We start from the raw sequence: 20255 nt of genomic DNA on the forward strand, positions 1-20255 counted from the left end.
GCAGAGCGCTTTATTCCCCCCGTCCTACTGGAGCCGCCCCGGGAGTACGCCCTGCCGAGTGAACATTTACAGCCTAGGCGCGATCAGGAATTCCCGTCAACCAGCCGACATGACAGGTCTACCGAGGTTCCGATGATCGCAGTTGAGCGGTGTCCCCCGTGAACAGGAGGACCTCCTGGGTTTGCTCCGGACCGCCTACCAGCGGTTCGTAGCCCAGATGACTTCCGTCGATGAGCCGGGCGTAGCTGCTCTGATCACGCAGGCACAGGATGACGGCGAGCACGAGCGGGGTCTCCGCGAGGCTCGGAAGGATGCGGGCGTTGAGGCGCCTGCGTGCCTCCACGGCCCAGGGGGTGCCGGTGCCGGAGTGCGGCTCGTTGAGGAACAGCCGCACCTCCACCCCGCCCGTGGGGACGGTGGCGAAGCCGCCCACCGCGCTGCCGTCTCCGAGCGCCGCGGCGCCCAGGCGGATGCCCTTGGCTTCGATGCGCTGGCGGCGAGTCTCTCGGCGCACCACCACCTCCGCCTCCGGGAAGACCTTGGCGAAAAGCCAGTGCAGGCTGCTGGGGCACGCGAGGCGAAGCAGGCGCAGCCGGTGCGCGGTGGAGTGCTCCCAGCCGGGCAGCAGGGATTCGTCGCGATCAGGAAACTGGCCCGCGAACCGGGTCCGCAGCAACAGGTGGTCGAAGTAACCCAGGAAGTCAGCCATCGTGTCCTGCTCCAGGCGATCCATGGCCTGGAAGAGGAAGGATGGCAGCGGCGTCTGGAGACTGAGCAGGCCCAGGTTGACGGTGATCACCACGCGCTTGCGCGGGTGGCGGGTGAATTCAATGGCGTGCACCAGGTGCGGTTGGTGCACGGTGCTGCGGTGGCTGCGGAACTCCACCTCCGCCTCGCCGTAGCCTTCCTTGGCGAGCAGATCCAGGAGGGCCGGCACGTCGAAGCTGCGGATGCGCTCGCTGATGCGCTCCTCGACGGTGAGCTTGCGGTTCGGCTGTTCGCGCTCCAGGGCCATGGGGGCTATTCGTCGTATTCCGAGCCGCCGCCGCGCGGCTGGCGCGCTTGCGCGACGAGGAACGCGTCCAGGTCCACGCGGTAGAGCTGATCCATGGCGCGGAAGGACAGCGTCTCCGTGTTGTGCAGCATGGGTTCAATGGCTTCCGCGTGCTGCGCCAGTCCATTGAAGAAGCCGGAGAAGAGCTGCGGCAGGAACACGCGCGGGTCGAAGCGCTCCACGGTGGCGAGCACGTCCACGGCGATGACGCTCGCCTTGGAGTAGTCCTCTTTCTCCACCAGCGCCTCAAAGGCAGACAGCTTGCGGACCAGCAGCGCGAGCGCGGGAGACATGGGCACGCTGGGGCCGGAGTCCTGTTCCTCCTGGCGTGCGGCCTTCTTGCGGCGCACGGGGCGGACCTCCTCTTCCTCCTCCCCTTCGTCGTCCTCTTCCTCGTCGTCGTCCGGAGCGGCGGCGAGCTCGGGCTCCGGGGCCTCGGACTGGGGCTCATCCGGCGGGGGTAGGAAGGGCACGCCCTGGGCGTGGGAGCGCAGCGCGCCCAGCAGCGAGCGCATGGCGTCCATGCACGCGGGCTTCTGCAGGATGGCGAGCGCGGCGATGAGTGGATCCCCGAGGGTCAGGGCTTCCTCGATGGGCTCGCGATTGCCGGGCGCGGTCCAGGCCTGCCACTGGGCGTCCTTGAGGCGCGAGTGGTGTTCCAGGTGCTTGCCCATCATCTTCAGCAGCCAGCGCAGGCCGGTGTCCGCGAAGACGAGCTTCTTCTCCATCGGGCCGAAGAAGTCCCAGTTCTCCGTCAGCGTGCGCTTGAGGGAACGGAACAGGACGGGCAGCGCCTTCATGCCCTCCGCGAAGAAGTGGCCGAAGAGGTACGGCCCCACCACGCGCACGTCGCGCACTCCCTGGCGCAGGAGCCCCTCGGCGGCACGGGCGGCGTTCGCGTACTCGCTCTTGGCGACGAAGCCGGTGATGGCCTCCAGGCGCGGATCCGGGCCCTCGGACTCGTCGAGCGGCACGGGGGCGGTGGTGAACTCCACGTCGAGCAGCGTGAAGTCGACGGCCTCCAACACCTGCGCGGGGCTACCCATCGATGGCCACCATCTGTCCGGGGGAGACGACCTGGATGACGCCGCCGTAGCTGCACATGCACTTGGAGTTGCTCTCCAGCGCCGGCATGTTGCCGATGAGCACCTTGGGGCACCCGGGCACCCAGGGGGCCGCGGTGGCGGGGATGCAGGGCATGGGGGTGAGGACGCCGAGGGCCGCCGCGGTCGCCGCCGCCACCATGGGGTTGGCCAGGGACTGGCACATGCCGAAGGGCAGGATGTTCATGAACGGCTTGTTGTCCATGATGTTCGCCGCGGGCGTGGTGGCCATGATCCGGTTCACGGGCAGCACCATCAGCGACGAGGGCGCCATCCCGAAGCTGCATTGGAGCATCGCTCCCATCACGACCTGAGCACCCATGTGCCGTTCCTTTTTCAGCGCGCTGGCGACGGATCATCTTCGCCCGAAGCCGCGGAGCTTTCCAGCACTCGTCCCCGCAGGGCGGTGAGGGCCTGGAACATCGGGTCCTTCGCCTTCTTGTGTAGCGCGCCGGTGAAGAACTGCGAGGCGCACCATGCGTCGTCGACCGCGCCCTTCACCCGGTGGGGAAAGAGCGGGAAGAACTCGATCCGGTCGGGCAGGAAATCCCCGCCCAGCAACATTTCGATGCGTCGGTTTATCTCCTGCTCGCCGGACGAGGGAGCAGGCGTGGCCCCCGTGAAGGCCAGGAGGAGGAAGCGGGAGTGGCTGGCCAGGCCGCCGGTGGACACCGGCACCACGCTGGTGCCCGCGAGGAACGGCAGGCCCTCCAGCGCGGCGGTGACCTCCTTCGCGGAGTAGGTGCGGCCGTCGTGCCGGAAGCCCAGCGTGCCCGCGTAGTGGTAGCGCTGGCGGATCCGCGCGAGCAGGACGTGGCCCGGCGGGTATTCCTTGTCCGGCAGGAGCGTGAAGACACCCACGTCCGTGGGAGCGCCCTGCCCGCTCTGGTTCGGATCCTTCAGCGTCCACGCGCGGCCCGGGACGGGGAAGACGTCCGTGTGCACGTCGGTGGTCGCCTCGCTCACGCCGCGCGACGAGGCCAGCACCGCGCCGCCAGCGGACGCGTCGATGAGGATGTTGGAGGACGGCACGGCCTGGAGGCCGCACTGCTTCACCCACGCGCGCCACGCCTGGGCGTCGAAGGGCTCCTCCGGGCTGCGGAACCAGTGCTGCACGTTGCGCAGGGAGGCGCGGTGGCGCACGAGCAGATCGCGCAGCTTCGGCGTGACGCCCAGGGCGCGCAGCGGGTGCTCCAGGAGCGGGGCCGGGTTGAGCGCCAGGTCCGCCATCTCCAGGTGCAGGTAGGTGGCGCCGCGCAGGAGCGTGGCGAAGAGGAGCGCGGGCAGGTGCTGGAGCACCGGGAAGTCCGGCGCCGCGAGGAGGTCCCCCGGCGACAGGCCGAAGGTGAGCATCCCGTCGCCAATGGCGCCCTTCCACGCGTTCTCCGCGGTGAGGGGCACGGGCGTGTGCGGCGGATCCACCAGCGGCGAGAAGAGCAGCCCCACCACATCCGAGGGCTTGTACGTGTGCGACGTGAAGCCCGGCGCTCCCCTCCCCTGGCTCTTGAGCAGCAGCTGCTCGTGGCCCTTGAGGAGCGGGAGCTGGTGGGGCTCCGCGGCGATGAAGTCCGGAGTCAGGGACTCCAGCCGCGTGGCCATGGCGCGCGGGCCCATGGGCGGCAGGAGCGTGAAGCAGCCCCCCAGCTTCAGCGTGGCCAGGAGCGACACGAGCAGCTCCTGCCCCACGCCGTGCACCAGGCACACCTTGGCGCCCGGCTCCACGCCCTGATCCGCCCACTCGCTGGCGCGGCGCGAGGCCAGGTCGTGCAGGGTGCGGTAGGCCAGGGCCTGCCAACCCTGGATGCGCTGGTGCGTGCGGAACGCGGGGCGCTCCAGCGCGACGTGGCGCACGATGAGATCATGGAAGAAGTCGTATTGCTGGCCCGGGCGGCTCTTGGGCGGCGGGACGCCTCGGCCCGCGTGGGCCTCCGCGAGCGCCACGGCGAACCCTTCCGGATCCTCCCAGCTCTCCTGCCACCACTTCGGAGCGCCTGAATCCGGGGCGAAGCCGGCTTCCAGCTGCCGGAGGATGTCCTTCACGTCGAAAGGCATGGGTCTCTAGCGGGAGGGAAAGTCGAAGCCGACCTTCACCATGAAACGGACCTTGGAGCGCACGTTGGTTTCCGGGGCGTAGTCGATCGGGGTCGCCCCGCGCTTTCCTGGCGTCTGCTGCTTCGCGCGTTCGATGGACGTGGGCTCGACGGCGCGCACCAGCGGGTGGCGGGCCAGGAGCGGCGGCACGTGCATGTCCACGTCCCGGCCGAAGAGCCACGCGCCACAGCGCCAGAGGATGTCGTGGCGCCGGGTGAGCAGCGTCCAGAGGCGGTCTCGCGTCTCCGTGGCCTCGAAGAGCAGCGGCGAGCTGTCGTCCTCGCGGGCCTCTCCCGGGGCAGCGAGCAGGGCGCGCAGCTGCTGCGCCACGCGCTCCACTTCGTTCACGTCCTCGGGGGTGACAGGGGAACGGCCGGCGAGCTTCTCCTCGTGCCTGCGGAACAGCGCCACGAGTCCCAGGCAGTCCCCCACCACGTCGCGGTGGCCCTCTCCGTGGGCGGCCGTCACGTCCGCGGCGGCGAGGAAGGAGGACTCCGCGAGCGCCTCCGCGGTCTTGAGCAGCTTGCGGCGCAGCTGCTGGGCGCGGTCGAAGAGGGCTCCGAAGGAGCTGGCCCGCATGTCGCGCTGGACGCGCAACGCGGCCCAGGCCAGGCCCTGCGCGAGCAGCGGCAGTTCGCGCAGCTCCTCCACGTTCACACCCGGGAGCGCGGCGACCTCCGCCTCTCGGGCGAGGACGCTCTCCACCCCGCGCTTCGTGTTGTGGAACGCGAGCGCGATGTTGGAGCGGCACTCCTCCACGGCGCCTTCGAGGGCGCGCGCAGGGGCCAGGAACACGTCATAGCCGGGCTCGGAGCCAATGGCTTCCAGCTCGGCGATGTCGTCGGGCCCCAATCCCGCTGTCGCGTGCTGGCCTCCAGCCATGCCGGGCAGGATAGCGGGGGCTTCCGGGCGTCACAACCTGGCGCACTGTCTGGCTGCGTCAGGTGACTCGCGGGGTGGGATTGGGGGCCGGGGACCCGCGAGGGCAGGTCAGACGAGGATGAGGTCTTCTTCCTCGTCGTCCGGCGTCGTCCCCGTCTGGCTGTCCAGCACGTGCTGCGTGCGGCGCAGGCGTTCGTCGCTCAGGTCCGAGACGAGCATCAGGACCTGCGGGTGGCTGGAGATGAGCGAGTCGAAGTCCTCGCGCGGCAGGCGCAGCAGCGTGGTGTGCCGCGTGGCCTCCACGGTGGCGGTGGCCGGGGTCTTCTGCAGGAGGGAGATCTCTCCGAACAGATCCCCTTCCTTCAGGGTCGACAGCCGCTGCCCGCCCTTGTGGACCTCCACCTCGCCGGAGAGGACGACGTAGAGGCCGTCCGTGGCGTCGCCTTCGCGGATGATGACTTCGCCGCGCTCCACGTCGCGGGCCCGGAAGCGCTCCACCAGGTTGCGGCGATCCTTGCGGTTGAAGGGACGGAACAGCGCGGAGCTGTTCATCACGTTCGCGAGGAGCCGCTCGCGGCAGAACTTCTTGAGGGCCTTCGCCACGGGCGGATGGCTCCGAGAGAGCGTGGCCAGCACGGCGGCGGAGATTTCGAGCACCTGCGTGTCGTCGGACGCGGACTCCACGGAGGCGGCGCGCGGGGCTCCGGACAGGAGCGCCATCTCGCCGAAGAAGGCGCCGACCTCCAGCGTGGCCAGGTCCTGGCGGCGGCCGTCCTCCTCGCGGAAGACGCGCACGTTGCCTTCGCAGATGACGTAGAAGGCGTCGCCGTGCGAGCCCTGCGCGAGGATGCGCTCGCCGGGGCCGAAGCGGCGCAGCGGGCAGCGTTCGAAGAGCTGGATGAAGGCGTCGCGCGGCAGGTCGGAGAAGAGCGGGATGGACGGCAGCGCGTCCCAGGTGTCCGAGGTGGGCTCGGCCTCCTCGGTCAGCTCGTAGACGGGCTCCTCTTCCTGCGCGTGTTCGGCCAGTCCCCGCTGGGCCGCCAGCTCCACCGCGTGCAGCAGCGAGTCCGCTTCGATCTCCAGCTCCGTGAAGCTGGAGACGCTCAGGGACGCGCGCCAGGGCTCCGGGGCTCCGGCGGTGGTGGGCACCACGGAGGCACCCGCGGCGACCGTGGCCATGGGCCTGGACGGAGTGTCGACGCGGCGGGGGCGCAGGCCCGGGGGCGCGGCCTGTGAGGGAGGCTTCGGCGCGGTGGAGGCCGGCGTGGTTTCGGGGCCCGTGATGGGCGGCGCGAGCGCCTGCCAGCGTCCGCTGGGCGTCCGGAGTTGGGGAAGCTCGGGCATGGGAGATGGGGACGGCGGTGCGACTCGGACGGACTGGCCCGCGGGTGCGGGGACGGCGGGTGGCGGCGCGGCGGCCTCGGTCACCGTGGGTGCCTTGGGCTCGTCCTGCGTGGGCTCGAGCTCGACTTCGACGGAGAGGACCACCTCGGTGTCATCCGCGACGGGCGCGTTCGACAGGGCCAGCTCGGGCGGGAGCGCATCCGACAGGTCCACCGGGGCCCCGCCGGCCTCCAGCGGCTCCGGGGGCACGGGCCTGGGGCTGGTGGTTTCGGGCGGGACCTCCCGAGGGGTGATGAGGCTCGCAGGGGTGGATGGGGGCGCGGCGTCCTTCGGCTTCGCCCTGGAGGTGGCCGGCGTGCCCCTTCGCGCGTACAGGTCCGCGAGCATCTGCTGCACGCCCTGGTGGGACGGATCCAGTTCGAGGATCAGCTTGCTCGCGGCTATGGCGCGCGGGAGGAAGCCCTCCTTCGCGAAGCCCTCCGCCGCGGACTGGTACGCGGAGACGGCGCGGTCACGCTGACCGGCCTTGGACCACGCATCCCCCATGCGCAAGCGGCTCTGGTGATCCTTCGGCTCCGCCTGGCAGTAGTCCTCGTACAGCTCGGCGGCCTTGGCGAAGCGGCCCTTGCCGAAGGCCTCCGTCGCCTTGTCCTTGAGCGCGCGCGACTCCATTCACCGCGCCCCGCCAGCCGCCGTGCCTTCCTTCGTCATCGAGGCCCCCGCCGCGACGCGGACCTCGCGGAAGTAGTCGCCCTTCAGCGCGTCCAGCGGCTCGGCCTGCGCGCCCGTGTTCATCTTGCGCAGCGCCGTGGCCGCCGCGGCCCGGATCTCCGGCAGGTCGTGGTACAGGTCCCGCCCCACCACCTCCGCGGACTTCGCGTCGCCCATGACTCCCAGCGCCAGCAGCACGTCGCGCCGGGCCACGCTGTTGGAGTCGTCCAGCGCCTTGAGCAGCGTGGGCACCGCGTCCTTCGCGCCCATCCGCCCCAGGAGCTGCGCCGCGAGCGCCGCCTCCGCCCCACCCTCCTTCACCACGCCCTGCAACGCCTCGGACGCGGACGCCGGCGGCGGTCCCACGCGCGTCAGCGCATCCAGGACCACCAGCTTCTCGCTGCCCATCTTCGGCAGCGACGCCACCAGGGCGAGCTGCCCGGCCTCACCCTGCTCCGCCAGCGCCAGCGCCAGCGTCTTCTGCAGCTCGCGGTCGGGCTCCAGCAGCGCCGTGCGGGTCACCTCGATGCCTTCCGGCCCCACGGACGCGAGTCCCACCAGCGCCGCCGCGCGCAGCACCGGGCTCGCGTCGTCCGTGTAGCCCTTGAGGATCTCCAGCGCTCCGGGCGCCTTGAGCGCACCCAGCGCGGTGAGCAGCGTGGCCAGCGGCTGCAGCTTCGCGGGCTCCACGTCGTCGCTCAGCTCCGAGGGGACTCGCGGAGGCACCACCACGCGCCCGGCCTCCTTGGCGCGGGCCGCGTTGAGCGCCTGGAGCCGCTCGAAGAGCTGCGCGTGCTTGGACGACCGGTTGTCTTCCTTCGCCTTCGCCACCTCCGCACGCGGGGCCGACGGATCCAGGTCCGCGGCGTACTTCCGTGGCAGCGCCTGCGGGATCCAGTCCGCGCGCAGCGCCGCGAGCCCGGCGACCTCCTGCTCGTAGAGTTTCTGGATGACGGGCACCACGGAGGCATCGCCCACGTGCGTCACCGCCTCCACCGCGAGCGTGCGCAGCCCGACGTCCGGCTGGTTGAGCCACGGCGTCACCTTGGGCAGCAGCGCCTGCGCCGCCGGGCCCAGGCCCGTCACCGCCTGGAGCCCTGAAGCCGCGGAGGCGGGGCGCGACAGCCGGTCCGCGATGGGGTCCGCCGGGCAGCCGCCTCGCGAACGCATGGCGCGGGCGGCGTCGAGGGCTTCGTCCCGGGCGCCGTCGAGCGCGATGGCGCACAGCGCGGCGTCCGTCGCGGGCGTGCGCGGGAAGGTCAGGATGGCGTCGGTGGCCAGCGGGCTCACCGCGCTCTTCTCCACCGCCACCGCCTGGAGCTTCGTCGCGGCCGTGGGATCCTGAAGCTTCATCAGCGCGCTGATGGCGGACTCACGAAGCTCCGGGAAGCTCTCGTCGAGGAGCAGCGCGATGGGGGCCACCGCGCGGGTGTCGCCCGCGTCACCCAGCCCGCGCACGGCGGCGGCGGCGAGGATGACCTGGCTGTCACGCACCATGGGGAGCAGCCGGTTCACCGCCTCCGGGCGGCCGCTCTTGCCCAGCTCCTCCGCGGCGCCCACGCGTTCCGGGAGCACGCCTTCGGTCAGGGCCAGGAGGTTGCGGTCCCAGAGGCCCTTGGATTCGGCGGCGACGACGGAGGCCATGGCGCCAGGGACGTTGGTGCTCTTGAGGGCCTGGACGATGACCTGGCGCGTGGCGCGACCCCGCCGTCCGTACTGGAGCGTGAGGTACGCCTTGGCCTTGTCGTTCTTCACCTTGGCGAGCGCCAGGGCGGCCTGGCCCTGCACGGCCTCGTCCGGATCCTCCAGGAGCTCTCCGAGCAGATCCACGACGCGCGGGTCCTGGCTCTCCCCGAGCGCGCTGGCGGCTTCACCGCGGACGAAGGCGGAGAGGTCCTTGGCGGCCCGGGTGAAGAGGACCAGGTCGTCCGCGTTGTTCTGCTCGGCCAGCTTCCTTACGGCGGCAGCGCGGGTTTCGGGACGGGGGTCCTGGATCTCCGCGAGGAGCTGATCCCGGTTGCCGTTGCACCCGACGAGGAGGGTCAGGGCGAGGAAGAGGGGTCGCACGCGGATTCGCATCGTTCTCCCGGAGCGGCGGACGCTGGAGGTAGGCGGCGGTTATATCAACGCCCTCCCGGGCCGCCCACCGACGGAGCGACCCAGGAGGAGGGGTGTTCTAGCGGGAGCGGCCACCACGAGGGGGCGGACGGCCTGCCCCTCCACGCTCGCCCGGGGGGGCCTTCCTCACGCCCGCGCGGACGATGCGCTCGCCAGTGCCGCTGGACGAGGACTCACCGCCGCCGCGAGACCGGCTGCCGGAGTCTTCACCCCGGGGCTTCCACTCGCGACGCTCGGGACGGTCTCCGCGAGCAGCACCGCCTGCACCGGCGGGCTTGCCGAAGCGGGCACCACCGCGAGGAGCACCGCCCTCCGCGCCGAAGCGGCCGGCGGGCTTGCCGAAGCTGCGGCCACGAGGAGCACCGCCCTCGGAGCGACCGGCACCGGCGGGCTTGCCGAAGCTGCGGCCACGAGGAGCGCCGCCCTCTTCACGACCGAAACGGCCACCACCGGCGGGCTTGCCGAAGCTGCGGCCACGAGGAGCGCCGCCCTCGTCTCCGAAGGAGCGACCGCGCGGGGCGCGCTCGTCACCGCCACGGCCCGCACCGGCAGGCTTGCCGAAGCTGCGACCACGAGGAGCGCCGCCCTCTGCACCGAAGCGGCCGGCGGGCTTGCCGAAGCTGCGGCCACGAGGAGCGCCGCCCTCGTCACCGAAGCTACGACCGCGAGGGGCACCGCCCTCGGAACGACCCGCACCGGCAGGCTTGCCGAAGCTGCGACCACGAGGAGCGCCGCCCTCCGCACCGAAGCGGCCGGCGGGCTTGCCGAAGCTGCGACCGCGAGGCGCACCGCCCTCGTCACCGAAACGGCCTGCGGGCTTGCCGAAGCTGCGACCACGAGGAGCTTCGTCACCACCCCGACCCGCACCGGCCGGCTTGCCGAAGCTGCGGCCGCGAGGCGCACCGCCCTCGTCACCGAAACGGCCAGCAGGCTTGCCGAAGCTGCGCCCGCGAGGAGCCTCGTCACCGCCACGGCCCGCACCGGCAGGCTTGCCGAAGCTGCGACCGCGAGGAGCGCCGCCCTCGTCACCGAAACGGCCAGCAGGCTTGCCGAAGCTGCGGCCACGAGGAGCACCACCCTCGTCACCGAAGCGGCCCGCGGGCTTGCCGAAGCTGCGACCGCGAGGAGCTTCGTCACCGCCACGACCCGCACCGGCGGGCTTGCCGAAGCTGCGACCGCGAGGCGCGCCGCCCTCGTCACCGAAGCGACCCGCGGGCTTGCCGAAGCTGCGACCGCGAGGAGCTCCACCCTCGTCACCGAAGCTGCGACCGCGAGGGGCACCGCCCTCGGAACGGCCCGCACCGGCGGGCTTGCCGAAGCTGCGACCGCGCGGAGCACCGCCCTCATCACTGCCACGGCCCGCACCGGCCGGCTTGCCGAAGCTGCGACCGCGCGGAGCACCGCCCTCGTCACCACCGCGCGCCGGCTTGCCGAACCGGCTACCACCGCGCGGCGCATCACCCTCGGAACGACCCGCACCGGCCGGCTTGCCGAACCGCGCGGCGCCACGGGGGGCACGCTCACCCTCGGGCTTGCCGGAACGGCCCGCGCCTCGCGCGGCCTTGCCGTAGGTGGCTCCCTCGGCGACGTCCGACTCCGCCTCGTCACCGTCGTCGTCGAACGTCGGCACGTCATCCAGATCCGCGTCGTTGTCCGTCTCCAGCGTCGCCCCGCGCTTCGCGAACTTCGGCGGACGCGTGCCTCCGTCCTGCACGCCCTTCCACTCCTTGCGCTCCGGGCGCGCCTCGCGCGTCTTGGGCCCCGTCGGAGCCTTCTTCGCCGCGCGCTCCGTCTTGCGCGGCGCGGCCGGTGCGTCGTCGTCCATCGACAACTCGATGTCGTCGTCATCCGCCCCGCCGAAGCCCGGCGCCGAACGCCCGTGACGGCGCGGCGGCAGCTTCAGGTCCGAGGACGCCGGCTGAGCACGGCCTTCCGCCACCTCCGTGAGCTGCAGCACTTCCGCGACCTTCAGCGGCCGCAGCTCGCCAGGGCGCAGCCCTTCCACGCCCACGCCCGCGTAGTTCGGACGGAACAGGCGCACCACCGGGTGCCCCACCGCCGCGCACAGGCGCTTGATGAGGTGCGGACGACCTTCCGCCACGACGATCTTCAGCCAGGTGTTGCGCTCGGCCTTCTCGAAGATGTCCACGGACACCGGCGTGGCCATGCCGTCTTCCAGCCGCACGCCACCGCGCAGCTTCTCCAGCGTGGGGAAGTCCGGCACGCCCTTCACCTTCGCCAGGTACGTGCGCGGCACCTGGAAGCTCGGGTGCGTGAGCTTGTGCGCCAGCGCGCCGTCATCCGTGAAGAGCAGCGCCCCTTCGGCGTCGTAGTCCAGACGTCCCACGGGGAACAGGCGGCGGCCCGTCTCCTCCACATAGCTGGCCACCGTGGGCCGGCCCTGCGGATCCGACAGCGTCGTCACGACGCCCACGGGCTTGTACAGCAGGTAGTAGGACGACTCTTCCGGCGGCGTGACGAGCTTCCCATCGACGGTCACCAGGTCCACTCCGGGCTCCACCCGGCTGCCCAGCTCCGTCACCGTCTCGTTGTTCACTCCGACGCGACCGGAGGTGATGAGTTCTTCCGCGTGCCGGCGCGAAGCAACTCCCGCGCGAGCCAGGTACTTCTGCAAACGTTCCGCCGCCATTCCGTGCCTTCTTCCAGTTGCCGCCCATCACTCGGGCTTGGGGCCCTCGCTATCACCCTTCTCGGGCGAAGGGGGGCTTTCCAGGATGCTGGCGCTGACCTTCTGGCTCCGCTCCGCGGCCGCCATGGCCTCCTCCAGCTCCTCCAAGGCTGCCTCGCTGGCCGCCTCGTTCTTCTCCATCCGCTTCGTGAACCCCGGGTCCGACAGCGCCGCCACCGTCCCCGACGCCACCGGTACCGGCGGAGCCGCCTCCTTCTCCACGATTTCCCGGTGCTCCTGGGTCAACTCATGGAATTCCCGGAGCGTGGGCAGCGCGGAGAGGTCCTTCAGCGCGAAGAACTCCAGGAACTCGCGCGTGGTTCCATAAAGAATGGGGCGGCCGACTTCTTCCCGCTTGCCCAGGATTTTCACCAGCTTGCGGTCCATCAGCGCCTTGAGCACCGCGCCGCAGTCCACGCCGCGGATGTCCTCCAGCTCCGGCCGGGTGACGGGCTGGCGGTACGCGATGATGGCCAGCGTCTCCACCGCCGCGCGGGTGAGCCGCTGCGGTTTCACCCGGAGGTAGCGCCGGACGTACTCCGCGGAGTGGGGGTCCGTGCGGAACTGCCACCCGCCCGCCACCTCGTAGAGGACGACGCCGCTGATGCCCTCGCGGTGGATGCCGGAGAGCTGATCCAGCGCCTGGAGGATGGGATCCCTCGGGATGCCGGTGGCCTGGTAGAGCTCGTCCACGGACAGGGGGCGCTCGGCGACGAAGAGCACGCTCTCCAGCACCGTGCGGATGCGGTCCGGGGAGAGGTTGCGGCTCTTGGCGAGCAGCTTCTCGAAGGAGGACTGGAGGTCCGGGACGTTCTCGGTGTCGTCCGAGTCCTCCTCGATGGCGGCCGCCTCCACCCCGTCCAGCTCCGCGTCGTCCGGGCCAGGGCCGGTGACCGCGGCGATCTCCTCCTCGGAGAACTGTCCGGGGCCGCCGGGCGTGCCGGGGGCGGGCGTCTCGTCACCGTCGTCGGGACCGTTACCGGTAGTCACTCTCGTCGACCTCCGTGGGGATGAGCTTTTCCAGCGCGTCCCCGTTGGGCGTCACCTGGATGGGGCCCAGGGGCTCCTCCTGGAAGACCTTGATGAGGCGGCGCTTCACCATCTCCAGCATGGCGATGAAGGTGATGACCACCTCCTGGCGCGTGGCCGCCTCCGTGAACAGCGCCTCGAACACCACCTGCCCGTCCTTCTTCACGCGCTCCGCCAACCGGAGGATGGCCTCGGACAGGCTGACGCGCTCCAGCACCACCTCGTGCTGCACCTTGGGCGTCAGCCGCTCGAGCACCCGGTCGAGCGCCTCCACCAGCTTCAGGACGGAGATCTCCTGGAGCCCCACCTCGTCCTCGGGGATGGGGACCGCCTCCACGGGCACCTTCCGGGCGAACACGTCCCGGTCCAGGATGTCCTGCTTGGCCAGGTGCTCCGCGGCGTCCTTGTACTTCTGGTACTCCAACAGTCGGCGCACCAGCTCCGCGCGAGGGTCCTGCGCCTCCTCCACCGCCGCGAGCGCGTCCGCCCCTTCCGGCACCTGGGCCGCGTCCTGCCGGGGCAGGAGCATGCGGCTCTTGAGGTGGGCGAGCGTGGAGGCCATCACCAGGAACTCCCCGGCGATGTCCAGGTTCAGCTCCCGCATCCGCTCCAGGTACTCGAGGTACTTGCCGGTAATCAGCGCCAGCGGGATGTCGAAGATGTCAACCCGGTGCTCCTTGATGAGATGGAGCAGCAGGTCCAGGGGACCTTCGAAGTTGGGCAGCGCCACCCGGAAGGCGTCTCCGGGCGTGCGCGGCAATCCCTCCCCGTCGGGGTCCGGCGGGAGGTCGTCCGGCGGTGGGGGCTTGCGACCTTCGCTCACCGGCCGGCGTCCTTCTGGGGGGATGGGAACTTCGTCATGCGTAAGGGTCCGAATTTCCGGCCTTTACGCGCGCCGGGGGGACAGACCTCCTTAGCAATGCCTCCCAGGGGGGTCAAACATTTGAACAGGAACGGGCGTTCAGGGGATTCCCACTGCCCGCCTCACCTGGTCCATCAGGCGGGTGGCTTCCGCCCGGGCGCGGTTGGCGCCGTCCGCGAGGATGCGCTCCAGTTCCCCGGGGTCGTTGAGCAGCTCCTGCCGGCGCTGGCGGGCGGGGCCGAAGGTGACGTGGAAGGCCTCCAGGAGCTTCTTCTTGAAGTCGCCGTAGCCCTTGCCGCCGGCCTTCCAGGACGCGTCCACGTCGGAGAACTCGCCGGGCGGGAGCATCAACTTGAGGAGGTCATACAGCGGCGCGTCCACGGTGGGCTTGGGCGCGTCCACGGGCGTGGAGTCCGTCTTGATGGACATGATGCGCTTCTTGATGTCCTTCTCCTCGCCGAACAGCTCCAGCGTGTTGCCGTAGGACTTGGACATCTTCTGTCCGTCGATGCCGGGCACGGTGGCGGCGTTCTCCTGCACGAAGGCGGCAGGAAGCTTGAGGATGCCGGGCGCGTGGCCCCGCTCCTTCCCTTCTGGATCCGCCGGGTCGTAGCCGGGGACGTACTGGGTGTTGAACTTCACGGCCCAGTCGCGTGCGAACTCGATGTGTTGGATCTGATCCTTGCCCACCGGCACCTGATCCGCGCTGTAGAGCAGGATGTCCGCGGACATGAGGACGGGGTACGCGTAGAGGCCGAAGTCCGCGCTGATGCCGCGGGCGACCTTGTCCTTGTAGCTGTGGGCGCGCTCCAGGTGGGCCTGGGGCACCACGGTGCCGAGGATCCAGTTGAGCTCCAGCACCTCCTTCACGTCGCTCTGGCGGAAGAGGACGGCCTTCTTCGGATCCAGGCCCAGCGACAGGTACGTGAGCGCCGCGTCGCGCGTCAGCTCCAGCGCGAGCTTCGGGTCCCGGACGGTGGTGAGCGCGTGGTAGTTGGCGATGAAGTAGTAGGCCTCGCCCTGGTCCTGGAGCTGCACGAACTGCCGCATCGCCCCGTAATAGTTGCCGATGTGCAGCTTTCCGGACGACTGGACGCCTGAGAGAATCCGCATCGCGATTCGTGCTCCCAATGACGGGTGGAGGACACGGCTCGTTCGCACACCCGCCGTCATGCTGCAACCTTCCGTTGGGACAGGTGAGCCATTCCAATGCCTGACACTCGCGCGCCCGGCATTTCTGGAACATTTCGTCCGGGCAGGAAAAGACCAGCAGTTTCAGGGGGTTGAGAGGGCTCAAGTCTCCCAGGTACCCTGGCGGCCGGCGCAGCATGCGACGTGCCTTGGAGGGCGCCCACGGATGGAAGCGTTCACAGGAAACCTGGCCAGCTACCGGCTCCAGTTGGTGTTGCCTCCGTTGTTCGCGACGCCTGGAGTGGAGGGGACGCTGCGGGTGGAGCGGGGCGCGGTGCGCCGGGAGTTCTACCTGCGGGACGGGCACCTGGTGGGGGTGGCCTCCACGGATCCGAGGGAGCATCTGGCGCAGGTGCTGGTGAACCTGCGCATCCTGGACGCGCCCCGGGCGGCGGCGGCGTTCGAGGCGGCGGAAGGGGCGAACCTGCCCTACGGCACGTTCCTGGTGCAGCGCTGCTTCGTGGAGCTGTCGCAGCTGACGGAGGCCATGGAGCACAAGGCGCGCGAGGCGCTGTTCGACTGCTACGCCTGGGAGTCGGGCGAGGTGGAGTTCACGCCGGGGCTGCCCCTGTCCGGGCGGGCGGTGGGCCTGCGGCTGCCATTGAGCACGCTGCACCGGGACGCGGTGGCGAGGGTGCAGGAGTGGGCGCAGTTCCGGGACATCTTCCCGCGCCTGGACACCACGTTCCGGGTGTTCCGCGAGTTCGCGGTGGAGACGTTCTCCGAGGAGGAGGACGTGCTCCTGGATCTGGCGGCCGGAGGCGCGACGTTGGGCGAACTGCTGGCGAGCGCGAGGGAGGCCCCGTTGTTCGCGGCGCGCTGGGTGCTGCACCTGTACCGGCGGGGAGCGCTGGCGCCGCACCGAGCGACGGGCCTCACGGTGGGCGAGTCCACGGAGTTCACGGAGCTGCTGGCGCTGGTGCGCGCGTTCCTGTCGTCGCGCAAGTACGACCTGGCGGTGGCGTTGGCGGCACAGGTGCTGGAGCGGGGGCCGGTGCCGGAGGCGCACGCGCTGTACCGCGAGGCGGAGGTGGGGCTGACGCTGGCGTTGAGTGACGCGCTGTTCGCGTTGGACGGGAGGCTGGTGTTCGAGCCCATTCCCCGCCCTGCCCCGGCGGATCTGACGGCGGACGACCTGTATCTCTATTCCAAGCTGAGGGGCAGCCGGAGCATCCGTCAGGCGTTGCGCACGGCGGCGATGGGTGAGTTGGCCGCGTCACGGTCCGTGGAGCGGCTGAGGGCCGCGGGGCTGATCCGCGTGGCCCCGCTGGCGCCTGGTACGCCGGAGCCGGCACCGAGGCGGACGACGACGGATCCCTACGGTTTGAATCTGGGGGACCTCGGCGGAAACTGAGGCCATGCGCTTCCGACCCTTCCTGAAGATGTCCTCCGCGGGTGATGCACGGGGGCAGGCCAGTCCTTCCGGGAGCTGGGTGGCACTGGAGAAGCTCCATGGCGCGCAGCTCGTCCTGGGCGTGCAGGACGGGGCGGTGCACTTTGGCAAGCGCAAGGCCTGGCTCGAGGAGGGAGATTCCTTCTTTGGATGGCAGCTGTTGCGCCTGTCCTTGAGCAACGCGGCGCTGGAGGCGGTCCGGACGCTGGGGCTCACCGGCGCGCGCGTCTACCTGTACGGAGAGCTGTTGGGAGGCCGCTATCCCCACCCGGAGGTCCCGGCCGTGCCTGGAATGATGCCGGTCCAGACGGGCATCTGGTACGCGCCGGGCCTTCACTGGGTGCTGTTCGATATCCTCGTGGCCCGGTCGGACGAGGACGAAGGGGTGATGCTCTCGCATCGCGACGTGGAGACGGCCGCGAGGGCCGCCGGGGTGCTCGTCCCTCCCCTCGTGGCGCGAGGAACCCGGGCGCAGATGGAAGCCGCGCCCACGCGAGCGCTGACGCGGCTCCCGGCGATGCTGGGCCTGCCCCCGCTGGCCGACAACCATGCGGAGGGGCTCGTCATCAAGAGTGAGCAGCCCGTGTCACCGGGGCAGCGCGTCGCCTTCAAGCGGAAGATCGAGGAGTTCAACGAGGCCCGCTTCGACGAGAGCACGGCATGGGATGCCCACCAGCGGCTGTCCTTCGCGGAGCTGCAGGACTGGTCCTCACGTCTGGTGAATCCCGCGCGGATCTCCAGTGCCCTCTCGAAGTGCGGGCGCGATGATGCCGAGGCCGTGTTGAGCGAGGTGGAGCTGGATGTCCGGGTGGATCTGGAGTTGGCCTTCCCCACCGCGTGTCAGGCCCTGGATCCGGCGAGCGAGGAACGGCTGTCCGCACATGTTCGTGAGCTTGCCCGGCCGCTCATCCGGGAGGCCGTGGATGTCGCGTTGAAGTCCGAATGACGCTCCGCCAACGAACGTCCCCGCTCGCATCGGGCCTCAAGCCGCACGACCAGGTACGCGCCCTGCTCGCGCGTGGCTGTCGTCGGCAGGCCCGGGCATGTGCCGAGCAGCTCGTGGAGCGAGGTAATGATCCGCTCGCCACGGCGCTGCTCGCGGACGCGCACTTCGCGCTGCGAAGTTTCGACACGGCGTCGCGACTCTATGCGCAGTGGTTTGACGGAAACAGCCGGTTGGACGCGGCCCGCGTGTTGCGCCACTACATCACGCCCCTGCTCCAGCAGGACTTTGGCGAGGGACACCGTCAAGTGCGGCGGGCCTCCATGCGCGCCGCCGAGGCCTCACGGCTCTCCGAGCCCGAGGCACGAAAGGCGGGCCTTCGCGAAGCCCTCCAGTTGGATCCACTCTGTGGAGACGCGTGGACGCACTACGCGCCGCTCGTCGCGGAAGAAAATCCGGAGCAGTGCGCGAACGAGTGGGTGGCTGCGGTCTCCCTCGCGGGACACCTGGACGTGCGCCACCACATCCAGGCGCTGGCTTTGCTTTCGCGGGACTCCAGTGAGACGGCCGCGGTGCTCCGGCTCGCGGTCCTCCGGCTCACACTGGACCGGTATGGAGAGCGCTTCTTCGAGGAACTCCAGCGCCAGGATCCGGGTGCCAGCATCGGGGGCTCGGCCAGCTACCTTCAGTATCTGCGCAACACGGTGGACGCCGCACGGCAGGTCTTCCTGGATGCGGACCAGGAGCCCGTTCCCCACGCGGCCGGAACCTGATCAGGGGAACTCGAGCGTGCCTTCGCGCCAGGCCTTGAGCGCGTACTTTGCAGGGGTCCTGTTGGGCCCCGGCCGAGCCGCGAGCCAAAGAAGGACGGGCTCGCCATACTCGGGTGCGAACTCCAGGGCATGTGTCGCGACGAAGGACCGGATGATCTCGTCCTTGCTTTGCAACAAGGGAAGGAGCAACGAGGTGGCTGCCCGGTTTCGAAGCTCGCGATACGCCCCCGTTACCTTGTCCTGGGCGCGATTGGCGGACCGCGAGTCCGCAGCCTCCAGCGCTTGTTCGTAGGCGATGGAGCCCTCCGCGTACCAATGGACGAGTTCCTCGATGCTGGCCTTCTGGAACTTGCGGGCACTCATGGGCTGACGATCAGGGGAAGTTGAGCGTGCCCTCGCGCCAGGCTTTGAGTGCGTATTCCGCAGCGAGCCCATTGCGCCCCGGACGCTTAGAGACCCAGAGCAGTACGGGTTCGCCGAACTCAGGAGCGAACTCCAGGGCATGGGCCGCAACGTTGGTTCGGACAGTTTCGTTCTCGTTCTGGAGAAGGGGAAGGAGCTGGGACGTCGCATCACGGCTCCGAAGCTCTCTGTATGCTCCAGAGATCTTGTCGGCGGCGCGATTGGCTGACCGCGAGTCCGCAGCCTCCAGGGCCTTCCCGTATGCGACCGACCCCTCCGCGTACCACTGGACGAGCTCTTCGTTGCTGGCCTTCTGGAACTTGCGGGTACTCAAGGGACAGCTCCAAAGCGAATGAGGGTCTTCATGCCGAAGTCTCGTTGAGCCTGGAAGGACTGGCCGCTCAACCATTGCCGAATCGTCTGCACTCCCGTAAGAGCGACTTCCTTCGATGAATAGTACGCGCTGATCCGCTGGTGGACGGCTTCGTCGATCGCGATCACGTTATCGGTGTTGTGCAGGGACTGGGGGCCGAACCGCCGCACGTTGCCGTCCGTCTGCTCGACGATGTGGTGCCACTGCTTTCCTGGCCCTGCGGGTCCTCGGGCCCGCTTGAGGCTGCTGAATGAGTTCCAGGAACGCGCCCCGCTTGGCGTGGTGCTGACCGGAGGCTTCGCCGCCATGGCAACCACCGTGGACGGAAGCGAGAGCGTGATGACGCCGCCCGAGACGGACACGGCCCTCACCTGCTCAAGGCCCGCGACGTTGACGCCAACGCGTGAGGCCACCGCCGCGCCTCCCGGGAAGTTCGGCAGCGTCGCAAGCCGGGCCGCCAGCAACGACGCGCCACCCGTCATGCCGTGGCTCACCGCGACCGTGACCGCGAGGACCAGGACTCGCGCGATAGATGGACCGACCCGGGTGGCGAAGCGCTGGCCGGATGCATCCAGTTCCTTCCAGGTGGTGGCCCCGTCCGTCGCGAGCTTCAGGTCCTGGCTCGCCTCAATCAGCTCCAGGAACGTCTCCGCGCCCAGGTAGACCAGGAGCAGGGCCGAGATGACCGCGGCCGCCTTTGTGAAGGCAGGCTCAGGATTGGCGGCCAGCGCCGCCCAGGTCACGAGTCCGGTGGCAATCATCGAGTAGAAGAGCTGGGGCGCCAGGGTGTCCTCCACGGCCCTGGAGATGCTCTCCTTGAGTGGGTCGAGTGACAGCGCCAGCGCCACGCCGAACTTGTCCCAGTCACTCAGCCCCATCACGTCTTCGAGCAACGAGATGCAGTCGCCCCTACGAAGCCCCGGCTCGCAGAAGCCCCCGAAGGCACGGTCCGACACCTGCGACCCTCGGGAGTAGGACGCGCGGACCCATTCCCCCGGCCGTGAAGCCCGGAGGCGCAGGGGTGTCACCAGAACCAGCTCGGTCAGCGCCTCTTCAAAGGCCTCCTCCCCCACTGTCACGGCCCGGACGGGAGAAGGCGGGCTGTACTCGATGGGGGCGCCCTCGCCGGTATCCAGCCTCACCCTGCCCCTTGAGGCAGCACACGCACTGAGCAAGGCGAGGATCAGGACAGCGAGCTGGACTCGAAAGGCCATGGACCCCTCCGGGTCCACTCCCTAGCGTGTGGCTCGACCCGAGGGGAAGAGCCTGGGCGGGATCCGAGCGCCAGGTCCGAAGG

At 70.1% G+C, this 20255-nt stretch carries 17 protein-coding genes; 3 read left to right on the top strand and 14 right to left on the bottom strand.

Features of this window, described 5'->3' with window-relative positions; genetic code table 11:
- Positions 1-118: 118 nt before the first annotated feature.
- The 11 genes from D7Y15_RS16535 to trpS all read right to left on the bottom strand — a co-directional run bounded on the left by D7Y15_RS16535 (position 119) and on the right by trpS (position 14996).
- Positions 119-1015, bottom strand: a complete 897-nt coding sequence (locus D7Y15_RS16535; protein ID WP_120579049.1) for a hypothetical protein — start codon at positions 1013-1015, stop codon at positions 119-121.
- A gap of 5 nt (positions 1016-1020) precedes the next feature.
- Positions 1021-2100 (bottom strand): type VI secretion system protein IglI family protein, encoded by a 1080-nt coding sequence (locus D7Y15_RS16540; RefSeq protein ID WP_121753183.1) that lies wholly within the window; start codon positions 2098-2100, stop codon positions 1021-1023.
- Positions 2093-2479, bottom strand: coding sequence for a DUF4280 domain-containing protein (locus D7Y15_RS16545; protein ID WP_120579051.1), 387 nt, complete (start codon positions 2477-2479; stop codon positions 2093-2095). Before D7Y15_RS16545 ends, D7Y15_RS16540 begins: the two co-directional genes overlap by 8 nt.
- 14 nt (positions 2480-2493) lie before the next feature.
- Positions 2494-4209: an AMP-binding protein gene (locus D7Y15_RS16550; protein ID WP_120579052.1), complete on the bottom strand. Its 1716-nt coding sequence runs from the start codon at positions 4207-4209 to the stop codon at positions 2494-2496.
- Positions 4210-4215: 6 nt separating this feature from the next.
- Positions 4216-5130: a hypothetical protein gene (locus tag D7Y15_RS16555; RefSeq protein WP_126935366.1), complete on the bottom strand. Its 915-nt coding sequence runs from the start codon at positions 5128-5130 to the stop codon at positions 4216-4218.
- A 108-nt stretch (positions 5131-5238) separates the two neighbouring features.
- Positions 5239-7146, bottom strand: coding sequence for a cyclic nucleotide-binding domain-containing protein (locus tag D7Y15_RS16560; RefSeq protein ID WP_121753185.1), 1908 nt, complete (start codon positions 7144-7146; stop codon positions 5239-5241).
- The gene (locus D7Y15_RS46755) at positions 7147-9264 is read right to left on the bottom strand and encodes a HEAT repeat domain-containing protein (protein ID WP_121753186.1); all 2118 of its coding nucleotides are present in this window, start codon (positions 9262-9264) and stop codon (positions 7147-7149) included. It lies immediately after the preceding gene.
- A 97-nt stretch (positions 9265-9361) separates the two neighbouring features.
- Complete coding sequence (locus tag D7Y15_RS16570) at positions 9362-11953, bottom strand: pseudouridine synthase (RefSeq protein ID WP_121753187.1); 2592 nt, start codon at positions 11951-11953, stop codon at positions 9362-9364.
- Between the two features lie 27 nt (positions 11954-11980).
- Positions 11981-12982: an SMC-Scp complex subunit ScpB gene (scpB, locus tag D7Y15_RS16575; protein ID WP_120580751.1), complete on the bottom strand. Its 1002-nt coding sequence runs from the start codon at positions 12980-12982 to the stop codon at positions 11981-11983.
- Positions 12969-13844 carry a ScpA family protein gene (locus D7Y15_RS16580; protein ID WP_120580752.1) on the bottom strand — a complete coding sequence of 292 codons (876 nt, stop codon included), beginning with the start codon at positions 13842-13844 and terminating at the stop codon, positions 12969-12971. The genes scpB and D7Y15_RS16580 overlap by 14 nt, the downstream gene beginning before the upstream one ends.
- 138 nt (positions 13845-13982) lie before the next feature.
- Positions 13983-14996, bottom strand: coding sequence for a tryptophan--tRNA ligase (gene trpS, locus D7Y15_RS16585; RefSeq protein ID WP_120580753.1), 1014 nt, complete (start codon positions 14994-14996; stop codon positions 13983-13985).
- 244 nt (positions 14997-15240) lie between these two features.
- Between trpS and D7Y15_RS16590 the strand changes: the two genes are divergently transcribed.
- The 3 genes from D7Y15_RS16590 to D7Y15_RS16600 are packed head-to-tail and all read left to right on the top strand — an operon-like array spanning position 15241 to position 18183.
- Positions 15241-16428: a DUF4388 domain-containing protein gene (locus D7Y15_RS16590; protein WP_120580754.1), complete on the top strand. Its 1188-nt coding sequence runs from the start codon at positions 15241-15243 to the stop codon at positions 16426-16428.
- A 4-nt stretch (positions 16429-16432) separates the two neighbouring features.
- Positions 16433-17413: an RNA ligase family protein gene (locus D7Y15_RS16595; protein WP_120580755.1), complete on the top strand. Its 981-nt coding sequence runs from the start codon at positions 16433-16435 to the stop codon at positions 17411-17413.
- Positions 17410-18183, top strand: a complete 774-nt coding sequence (locus D7Y15_RS16600; RefSeq protein WP_120580756.1) for a hypothetical protein — start codon at positions 17410-17412, stop codon at positions 18181-18183. Before D7Y15_RS16595 ends, D7Y15_RS16600 begins: the two co-directional genes overlap by 4 nt.
- Here the strand turns inward: D7Y15_RS16600 and D7Y15_RS16605 are convergent, their stop codons facing one another.
- From D7Y15_RS16605 to D7Y15_RS16615, 3 genes are read right to left on the bottom strand one after another with little or no spacing between them, the layout of a single operon-like run.
- Entirely contained in the window at positions 18184-18546 is a 363-nt protein-coding gene (locus D7Y15_RS16605; protein WP_121753188.1) for a hypothetical protein, read from the bottom strand.
- 10 nt (positions 18547-18556) lie between these two features.
- Entirely contained in the window at positions 18557-18919 is a 363-nt protein-coding gene (locus tag D7Y15_RS16610; RefSeq protein ID WP_120581761.1) for a DUF2019 domain-containing protein, read from the bottom strand.
- The gene (locus D7Y15_RS16615; RefSeq protein WP_233604977.1) at positions 18916-20100 is read right to left on the bottom strand and encodes a TIGR02269 family lipoprotein; all 1185 of its coding nucleotides are present in this window, start codon (positions 20098-20100) and stop codon (positions 18916-18918) included. Before D7Y15_RS16615 ends, D7Y15_RS16610 begins: the two co-directional genes overlap by 4 nt.
- Positions 20101-20255: the final 155 nt, after the last annotated feature.

This window comes from Corallococcus sp. AB030, assembly GCF_003668965.1.
Lineage (GTDB): Bacteria > Myxococcota > Myxococcia > Myxococcales > Myxococcaceae > Corallococcus > Corallococcus exiguus.